Genomic DNA, 9649 nt, shown 5'->3' with positions numbered 1-9649 from the left:
TGAACGGCCCTTACGGTTCGTTTATAGGGCGAGCTTTTTATTTTTTGGAGACCACCGCCCATGGCACTGCACCCGGACATCGAAGGTTTTCTAGAGCTGGCCGAGTTCGGCCGCCTCACCGGCAAAAGCCTGCCCATGCACGAGCTGAGCCCGACCGAAGCGCGCCAGCAATTCGAACAAACCTCGCAGCTGCTCGACGCCGCACCGATGGGCGCGCTGACGGTGACCGCAGTCAGCATTCCGGCCCGCGACGGCCACTTGCTCAACGCGCGCCTTTACGCTCGCCCGTCGCTGGGCACGCAGGAGCGCCCGGTGCTGCTGTATTTCCATGGCGGCGGTTACGTGGTCGGCAGCCTCGATTCCCATGACACCCTGTGTCGGCTACTGGCGCTGGCGGGTGGTTTTGCGGTGCTGTCGGCGGATTACCGACTGGCCCCGGAACACCGTTTCCCAACCGCCTACGAGGATGCCGAAGATGTGACGCGCTGGCTCGCAACCACTGGCGCCGGTGCTCTGGGGCTGGACCCGGCACGTATCGCATTGGCGGGGGACAGCGTCGGCGGCAGCCTGGTGGCCTCCTTGTCGATCGCCATCGTCCAGGATTCGCAGGCCTGGCCGCTCACGCCACGGGTGCAAGTGTTGTTGTACCCGGTGATCGACGCCGTGGAAAAACGCCCGTCCCTCGCACGTTTCGCCGAAGGCTATCTGCTGGAAGCGACCACGCTGGAATGGTTCTACCAACAGTACCAACGCAGCACCCAGGATCGCCGCGACTGGCGCTTTTCCCCGTTGTTTGCCGAAACCGTGGAAGGCCTGACACCGACGATACTGTGGCTGGCCGAATACGACCCGCTGCTGGACGAAGGCCTGGCCTGGGCTGAAAAGTTGCGTGCGGCGGGGCAACCCGTGGTGCTGGATGTGAAAGCGGGCATGACCCACGATTTTGCGCGCATGGGCGAGATGGTTCAGGAAGTGCCGGGGATGCTGGAGCAACTGGCGGCGCAGATTACTGAAAGCTTGAGTTGATGCATGTGCGGTGATGTTTCCACGTACGTGGAAGCATCACCGCCGATCTGTAGGAGCGAGGCTCGCCCGCGAAGAACGATAACGCGATGCGATTGCCGCACTAATGCACGTCCTCGATCGAATCCAGATGATCCAACGCCCGATTCACCGTCAACTCCGCCAGAATGATGACCTGCGAAATTCCTAACAGCGAATTACGCGAAGACCCTTCCAGATGGTCCGCCAGATCATTGGCCATCACATCGGCTGATGCCAGCGACTCACACGCATAACCGAGCAGGGTTTCGATATCGGTTTCCGGGTTAACGGTGAACATCGTGCTCATGGTGCGAGGCGTGGCTTTGAAGCTTTAGTAAGCGGCTGCACGGTTCCTACAGGCGACATAAGACACGAGATTGTCGGGGAAATGTCCGACATGTTTTTAGGCTTGGCGGTCGGAAGTTCAAGGTATAGCGTGCCAGTTCCTCGGCCGGGAAGTGGTCCGAAGCGTGTTCGTCAATTGCGCCCATCAAGGGAAGGGCATCGGAAGACAGTTAATGGCGAAGATCCAGTCAGTCGCCGTAAACAGGGGATTAAACTGTTGCATCGACCGGTTGAATCCACAACCAGGACCGGTCATCGGCCTACGCCCCCAAATCCCGTATTTTCAAACGAATCGGCCACACCCATTGTCCATGTGATGTGCGCTCCAGAAAAAGCCGCTGCCACCCTAGGGTCTGTGTACACTCCACAGACACACATCGGAAATCTTGAGCCATGTCTACGGAAAGCGAAGAGGGCCGCCGGATCGTCGCGTCCCTGGCGCTCCGGGTTGATCACGTCGATGGCATTGACCAGGTCGCCGATGTGATTATTGCGATGCTGCAAGATACAAACGCTGCTCTCGTACCGATCATCGGACCGAAAGGGGTCGCTGCGCTCTTTCGCCGAAGCCTTCACTTATGCACCTCCGTGCATCCACGTCTGGCGGGCACCTACACCCGCTTGGCGGACCCGCTAGATCTGACAGATCTCAAATCCATACTCATCCAGCAAAATCAAACCGACGCCCTGTTTTTTGGCGAGGAATGGTTCAAAGCGCTTCACGAGTTGCTGGCCACGCTGATCGGTCCATCGCTCTCCGCACGCCTGCTACTCGATGTGTGGGACAACAACTTAAGCGCCCCACCTGCGCAGGAAACTTCGTCATGAGTACCAAAGTGACAATCAACCGTCTGGCTACTGGCGTACCGGGGCTGGACGAGGTGCTGGGCGGAGGCTTGCCGGAGTTTTCCTTCAACCTCATTGCCGGCCCCCCTGGCTGCGGTAAAACCACCCTGGCGCATCAAATGATGTTTGCCCTGGCGACACCGGAGCGTCCGGCGCTGTTTTTTACTGTGTTGGGTGAACCACCGCTGAAGATGCTGCGTTACCAACAGCAATTCGACTTTTTCGACAATGAAGCGATCAATAAGTCCGTTCGCTACATCAATCTGGCTGACGACACCCTTGCGGGTGATCTGGACGAAGTATTGCGCCGCATCGTCGTCGAGGTCGAAAAACATAACCCGGCCCTGGTGTTTGTCGACTCGTTCCGCTCGGTCGTGCTCGCGAGCCAGACCCAAGTCAATCCAAACAACAATCTGCCGCAGTTCATTCAGCAACTGGGCATGTTGATGACCACCTGGCAAGCGACCACGTTCCTGATTGGCGAGTACTTCACCGAGACGGATACCAATCCCATTTTCACTGTGGCGGACGGCCTGATCTGGCTGCGCCAGAGCGTGCAGCGCAATTCCATGGTGCGCAAAATGGAGATCATGAAGATGCGCGGCCAACCCACACTGCCGGGGCTGCACACCTTCCGCATTGCCAATTCCGGGATGAAGGTCTTTCCACCGGCCAGTGCGAGCGCGCTGGAAGTCCCGGAGCCGATCACCAACAAGCCAGCCGGACGATTGAAAGTGGGTGTGCCGGGTGTTGATGAAATGCTCGGCGGTGGCCTGCCCAAGGGTTACTCGCTGCTGGTGGCTGGGCCCTCCGGGTCAGGAAAAAGCATTTTGGCGTCGACATTCCTCGCTGAAGGTGCCCGCAACGGTGAAACCGGGGTCGTCGCGGTGTTCGAGCAACGCCCTAATCACCTGCGCAATGCCGAGCTCGCCGCATTGATTCAAAATGACCAGGTGGGACTGGTAGAGAGTCATGCCCCGGATTTATCGATCGATGAAATCGTCCAACTGTTGCTCACAGAGATCCGCCGCCTGGGCGCCACCAGGGTGGTCATCGATTCGCTCTCAGGCTTCGAACTGGCGGTGGCACCGACATTCCGCGAGGACTTCCGTGAATCGTTGTCGCGCCTCGTCACTGCACTGACCGGTATCGGTGTTACGGTGTTGATGACCTCCGAACTCGAAGACCGCTATACCGATCTACGATTCAGCCCTTACGGTACAGCGTTCCTGACCGATGCAATCATCGTTCAGCGCTATATCGAAGTTGACAGCCGTCTACTGCGTATCATGGGTGTCGTCAAGGTTAGGGCCAGCGCTCACTCGGATGAACTGCGCCTGTACCACATCGATGACAACGGTTTGCAGGTGGGAGAAATGCTTCACGGCCAGGAAGGATTGTTGGGTGGGCGACCCAAAAAGAACAATCCCGACGGGACACGTCACGGAGATGAAAATGATTGAGTACCCAGTATGAGCGACACCGATAGCAAGAATGAGCGTGAGAGGGCAAATGCCGCTCGCGAACTGTTGCTGTTGGGCAAAAAAATCGTCACAGCTCGGGCGCTTCTGGTGTCCCTGGAAAAAGAACTGATCGAAGTAAATAGTGAACTGAGAGACAGCCCGCAAATAGAACAACTGATTGAGGCCAATCAACAATTAGTGTTGGCGATGTTAGAGGGGCAATCAGATTCGACCGTGCCTGCGGATGCAGAATTATCCGATCCGTACCTGGAAACGCTTGAGGCAAACGAGCAGCTGGTTATCGCCGCCATCAGCGCTCAAGACATGCAATCCAAGGCCGAACAGGCATTGGCACAGCAGAAAGGTGTTCTGGCAAAAGTGGCCCATGAGCTTCGTAATCCGTTGACGCCGATCAGCATGATCGCAGAGCGCATGGTCAGCATGCCCAGCGTAGAACTGCCCCGAATGCGGGCGCTGATTGAGGGCCAGGTTCAGCATTTGTCCCGCATCGTTGAGGATTTGTTGGACGTGTCTCGCGTCAGCAGTGGCAAGTTGAGTCTCAATCGCGCCGATCTCGACATTATCCATGTCATCAATACTTCGATTGAGGCGTGCCGCCCGATGATGGCGGCTAAAAAACTCTATTTCAGCACCCGTTTTTCCCATGAAAAGCTGGTAATGAATGGGGACTCAGTGCGGCTCACTCAGGTTCTGTACAACCTTCTCAGCAATGCGGTCAAGTACACCCCAAATGAGGGCAACGTCGAGTTATCCCTGACCCTGGAAGCCGACCTGTTGAAAATAAGTGTTTGCGACAACGGCATCGGCATTTCCGCACAAACACTTCCCTTCATATTCGATCCCTATGTGCGGGACGCCAACGCCGTAAGCTTCTGCGGGAAAGGCTTGGGCATTGGTCTGACCGTGGTTCGTGAGCTGGTTGAAGCGCATGGCGGGAAAATCATTGGTCGAAGCGAAGGGGAAGGCAAAGGTAGTGAATTTATTGTGACGTTCCCGTTAGCACATCCTTAACGGCTTCTAATTCCAATAAGAGGAGTACATAACAATGACCGCTCCCTCGATACTTGTTCTGGAAGACGATGAACTGGTCAGGATGTTGCTCATAGAAATCATCGAAGACATGGGCGCAGTTGTAATTTCTTACGCTTCGGCCGATGAGGGAATGGTCTTTTTGGAAAGCGGTGCCAATCAACTTTGCCTGATAGTCAGTGATATAAACATGCCAGGCGTTCTGGACGGATATGACCTGAGCAAAATCGTGACGCTCCGGTGGCCTTCACTTCCCATGATACTGACGTCAGGAAAAGTGCAAAGAGTGCTGGAGCTTGGCGCCAACATCCGCTTCTTGGCCAAGCCTTGGACGGGTGGCGCGATGCTTGACTCTGTTTCGGGCGTATTAGACCAATTCAAGTGAAGTGACCCGCATTAAACAAAACCGTGCCGCAAGCGGCTAATGCCTGTCAGTAAAGAGAATTTGTAGGAGCGAGCTTGCTCGCGATGAACTTCAGGACGCCGCGTGTATCCAGAGAATACGCGTTATCGTTGGCGTCCATCGCGAGCAAGCTCGCTCCTACAAGATCAGCCGCTTAACTGTCTCAGCATGAGTCGCAAGCGGCCCGGTGGTGTTCAACATTTAACGTACGCAGCAATCAGTAGTTAGCCCGCAACGTCAACGTCAAATTCCGCGGATCGCCGTAGAAGTTAGTCCCCCACGACCCATCCACCCGGTCGTAGTACTTACGGTCAAACAGGTTGTTGGCGGTCAGCGTCGACGACAGGTTTTCGTTGATTTTGTAGCCGACCTGGGCCGTTGTGACCGCGAAGCCGCCCTGTTCGAACTTCACGTCACGCTGGTAGTGGGTATCGCTGACTACACGCACACCACCGCCGACGCTGAAGTCCTTGAGCGGGCCGTCGGTGAATTCGTACTTGGTCCACAGGTTGAAGTTGTGCTTGGGCGTGATGGTGCTGAAAGTGTTGCCTTTGGTGGCGTCATCGCCCTCCAGAAACTTGGTGGAGGTGAAGGCGTAACCAGTGACGATGCTCCAGTTGTCGGTCAGGTTGCCGCTCAGCTCGGTTTCCCAGCCTTCGCTGCGTGCCTTGCCTTCGGTCATGTAGGCGCCGGAAGCGTTGTCGTATTCGGCACGGTTTTCATCGTATATGCGAAAGACCGCAACGCTGGCATTCAGGCGTCCGTCGAAGAACTCGCGCTTGAGGCCGACTTCATACTGCTTGCCTTTGCGCGGGCCGACCGGACCGCCATCGGCACTGATTTCGCTTTGCGGCTTGAACACGCCGGTGTAGCTGGCGTAGGCCGACAGTTCTGGAGTCAGCTTGGCGATGATGGCGCCGTACGGCACGACCTTGCGGTTGATGCTGGTGTGGGCTTCGCCGAAGTTGCTGAAGAAGGCGTTGGCGTTCTTGGCGTCGCTTTCGTACCAGGTCACGCGGCTGCCGCCGACCACGTCGAGCCAGTCGGTGACGTTGAACTTGGCGCGGGTATAGAGGCCGTACTGGTCGGATTTGGACCAGTTGCCGTTGACCCGCTCATAGTCGTTCTTGGGAATATCGATACTGCCCGGGTTGTAGACGTTGATCGGGAAGTACTCGCCGCCACCGTATTCGAAGTCTTTGTCTAGGTGCTGGTACTCGGCGCCTACGGTGAACTCGTGCTGGCGATCAGCGAACTCGAACGGCGTGGTCACGAAGCTGTCGACGCCGATGGTCTTGATGTGGGTGTAGTAGTCATACGCCACGGCCCAGCTGTCGCCATTGGGCTCGACCGCACCGTCGGCCCAGGTGAAGTTACGCTGTGGCGTTTCTGCATCGCGGTAGGTGAGGGTGGTCTTGAACTGACCGCCATTATCCAGCGCGTGATCGACCTCGGCGAAGGATTCCCAGACTTTCTCGTTCAGGGTGTTCCACTTGGCGTCGACGAAGGTCGAGCGCGGCACGTCCAGCAATTTGCCGTCGGCAAAGGCCGGCAAGCCGAACGCCGGGGTGGAGTGGTTCTGCTGGTAGGCGCCGCCGACCGACAGGGTGGTGGATGCATCGAGGTCGAATTCCAAGCGACCGTACACCATCGGGCGTTCGTTCTGGGCGGAGTCGACGAAGGATTTGTTGTTCTCGTAAGCGGTGATGAAACGACCGCGCACGGTGCCCTGATCGTTCAGCGGGCCGGTGACGTCCACCATCGAGCGGTAATGGTCATAGGAACCTGCGCCCAGTTCGCCGCCGAGGGCGAATTTGTTGAGTGCACGCTTGCGCACCACGTTGATGGTGCCGCCGGGTTCGCCAGCGCCTTGATACAGGCCGGACGGGCCGCGCAGCACTTCGACACGATCGTACATCGCGAGGTCGAAGCTGGTGCCCATGTCGCCCTGGCCGGTCGGTTGCGACACGCCGTCAACCTGCACCTGGTCGACGAGGAAGCCGCGCATGTAGACGTCGTTCAGGCTGGAACCGGAGTTGTACGTCTTGATGGTGACGCCGGTGACCTGGCGCATCGCGTCTTGCAGGCTGTTCATGTTCTGGTCGTCCATGCGCTGGCGCGTGACGACGGACACCGACTGCGGAATGTCCTTGAGCTTGATGTTGCCCTTGCCGATGCTGACTTCATCGGAGGTGTAGGAATGCGTGCCTTCAGTGGTCGGCCCCGGTGCCACGCCGGAAATGGCGGTCGCGCCCAGTTGCAGCGCACTGGAGTTGCCGGCCACCGGAATCAGCGAAACGGTGTTACCCGTCAGTTGAAACGTAATGCCGCTCCCCAGCAGCAAAGTATTCAACGCCTGTTCCGGCTCCAGATTGCCGGAAACCGCCGTCGATTTGAGGCCGTTGACCATGTCCTGGCTGTACAGAATCTGCAGGTCGGTCTGTTGACCCAGTTGTTGCAGCGCGCTGGCCAGCGACTGCGAGGGAACATTGACGTTCACCGGAGCCGCCTGGACTTCAGACGTGCCCAGCAGCAACAGGGTCAGCAACGCACCCGGTACGACTGTTCGGAATTTCTTTTGCGATGCGATGGCCAATGCCAACGGCGCGCGGGACAGGGTAGGGCTTTGCATTGCTCAAATCGCTCCTAAGGTGTGCAGTTTTTAGTTAATGATAATTATTATTAGACGCATCACGCCGACGAAACCGGAAAACAAACTCCGACAAATTCAGCGAATGACGGGTGTTGCTGTTGTCAGGCGGTCGCCCGCTCCGTCACCACGCGGCCCGATTCCATGCGCACCAGCTGATCGGCCATGTCGAAATAGCGATCGTCATGGGAGATGACGATGATGGTTTTGCGCAGACGCTTAAGGTCCGGAAGCAGTTCGGTGTAGAAGATCCGGCGGAAGGTCGGGTCCTGGTCGGCCGCCCATTCGTCAAACACCAGCACCGGCCGTTCTTCCAGCCAGGCATTGACCAATGCCAGGCGTTTACGCTGGCCGGTGGACAGGTCGGTGGTGGTGAAACTTCCGTCCTTGACGCTGACCTTGTGTGCGATTTCCAGGCGTTGCAGGTATTTGTTGGCGTCTTCGGGAATGTGCTGATCGCCCTGCACCACGTCATCGAACAGGTAGTAGTCGGCAAAAATCGTGGTGAACAGTTGGCGATAGTCGTCGCGGTTCTGCGCATCGATGCCTTCGCCGTTGAGCAGGATTGCACCCTGTTGCGGCGCATACAGTCCCAGCAACAACTTGATCAGTGTGGTCTTGCCGCAGCCGTTTTCGCCGACGATGAAAATGATGTCGCCCTGTTCGATGCTCAGGTTCACCGGCCCAAGACGGAACGCTTCACTGCCCGGTGCAGCGGGGAAGGCATAGCTGACGTTGTCCAGTTGCAGGCTGTTGACCACGGCCGGTTTTTTGCCGGTGTCGTTGAGCAGCAGATGCGGCTCGGGCGAGGAAAACTGGCTCGACAGTTCGGCGATCCGGCGGAAGGCAATCCGCGCCCGGCTGACCACAGGCAAGGTGCCGACCAGATGCTCGATGGGGCCTTTCATGTACAGCAGCACCAGGACGAAGCCGCTCATCACCGACTTGTCGGCGCTCGGCCAGAACGATTGCAGGGCCAGCGCCAGGCCGATGACCACGAAGAACAGCATCGACCCCAGCGTCTTGGCGATCACGAAGGTATTGATCGAGCGCACTTGGGTGTTGCAGATGAAGTCCGCCGTGCCCTGGATGCCCGAGGTGAACATGCGCTGGCGGCGCGGACGGTGAATGCGCAGTTCCTTGGCGCCACCGGCAATGGCGTTGTAGTGCTTTTGCAATTCGTCTTCGGCGTCACGGGCGGCCATGAAGCCTTTGATGCCTTTGCCCTGTGCGTAAAACTGGATGCCAGTGCCGATGGCAATCGCCAGCACCATCATCAGGAACATCGGCCACGACAGCAGCGCCAGGTAGCCCATGCAGCCGAGGGTCACGGTCAGGGAAATGGCCAGTGGCGCGAAGGCGAAGGCGAAGTCGCTGATGGTGTCGACGTCATGGGTCAGCACCGGGATCAAGCGGTGACTGCGATAGCGTTCGATCTGTTCGATGGGCGCCGACAGCACCTTTTCCCCCAGCTCTTTGCGCAGCTTGGCGATGATGTGCTGACCGACATAGTTGGTGCCGATGTCCGAGCAGATCGAACTCGCCAGCGCCAACAGGCAGAGTCCGCCAAACAGTGCGACCACGCCCTGGGTCAGGCCACTTTCCGAATGCAGGGCATTGTTGATCGTGGCCAGCAGCACCGTCACGCTCAGACCGCCCACCATGCCCAGAATGATCGACAGGCTGACGACCAGCCGGAACGGTTTCAGGAGGGTGAACAATTCATGAATTGCACCGCGCGTAGGCTGGGTCATGGGGAGAGGGTTCCTTGGGTCGTGAAGCAGATACCCAGTAGAACGTGTGGTCAGGCGTTTAATTTAGACGGCCGCCGACTGGCGGCGGCCGCAG

Annotated in this window: 8 protein-coding genes and 1 pseudogene; 6 read left to right on the top strand and 3 right to left on the bottom strand. The window is 57.9% G+C overall.

What is annotated here, in order from left to right:
- Positions 1-60: 60 nt before the first annotated feature.
- On the top strand, positions 61-1026 hold the full coding sequence (locus ACA073_RS17915; protein WP_497398261.1) for an alpha/beta hydrolase: 966 nt from the start codon (positions 61-63) through the stop codon (positions 1024-1026).
- 100 nt (positions 1027-1126) lie between these two features.
- Here ACA073_RS17915 and ACA073_RS17910 read toward each other — a convergent pair.
- Positions 1127-1366: pseudogene (locus ACA073_RS17910) on the bottom strand (DUF6124 family protein); the annotation flags it as partial.
- Positions 1367-1502: 136 nt separating this feature from the next.
- Here ACA073_RS17910 and ACA073_RS17905 point away from each other — a divergent pair.
- From ACA073_RS17905 to ACA073_RS17885, 5 genes are all read left to right on the top strand, one after another.
- Positions 1503-1706, top strand: a complete 204-nt coding sequence (locus ACA073_RS17905) for a GNAT family N-acetyltransferase (RefSeq protein ID WP_497398259.1) — start codon at positions 1503-1505, stop codon at positions 1704-1706.
- 76 nt (positions 1707-1782) lie between these two features.
- The gene (locus ACA073_RS17900) at positions 1783-2217 is read left to right on the top strand and encodes a hypothetical protein (RefSeq protein ID WP_497398257.1); all 435 of its coding nucleotides are present in this window, start codon (positions 1783-1785) and stop codon (positions 2215-2217) included.
- Complete coding sequence (locus ACA073_RS17895) at positions 2214-3698, top strand: ATPase domain-containing protein (RefSeq protein ID WP_497398255.1); 1485 nt, start codon at positions 2214-2216, stop codon at positions 3696-3698. Before ACA073_RS17900 ends, ACA073_RS17895 begins: the two co-directional genes overlap by 4 nt.
- A gap of 9 nt (positions 3699-3707) precedes the next feature.
- On the top strand, positions 3708-4730 hold the full coding sequence (locus ACA073_RS17890; RefSeq protein WP_497398253.1) for a sensor histidine kinase: 1023 nt from the start codon (positions 3708-3710) through the stop codon (positions 4728-4730).
- 34 nt (positions 4731-4764) lie between these two features.
- Positions 4765-5133: a response regulator gene (locus ACA073_RS17885; RefSeq protein ID WP_497398251.1), complete on the top strand. Its 369-nt coding sequence runs from the start codon at positions 4765-4767 to the stop codon at positions 5131-5133.
- A 235-nt stretch (positions 5134-5368) separates the two neighbouring features.
- Here ACA073_RS17885 and ACA073_RS17880 read toward each other — a convergent pair whose 3' ends face one another.
- Positions 5369-7783, bottom strand: a complete 2415-nt coding sequence (locus ACA073_RS17880; protein ID WP_497398249.1) for a TonB-dependent siderophore receptor — start codon at positions 7781-7783, stop codon at positions 5369-5371.
- Positions 7784-7905: 122 nt separating this feature from the next.
- Positions 7906-9555, bottom strand: a complete 1650-nt coding sequence (locus ACA073_RS17875; protein ID WP_497398247.1) for a cyclic peptide export ABC transporter — start codon at positions 9553-9555, stop codon at positions 7906-7908.
- Positions 9556-9649: the final 94 nt, after the last annotated feature.

The organism is Pseudomonas sp. LBUM1670 (assembly GCF_059695695.1).
This window is presented reverse-complemented; position numbering and strand designations above follow the sequence as displayed.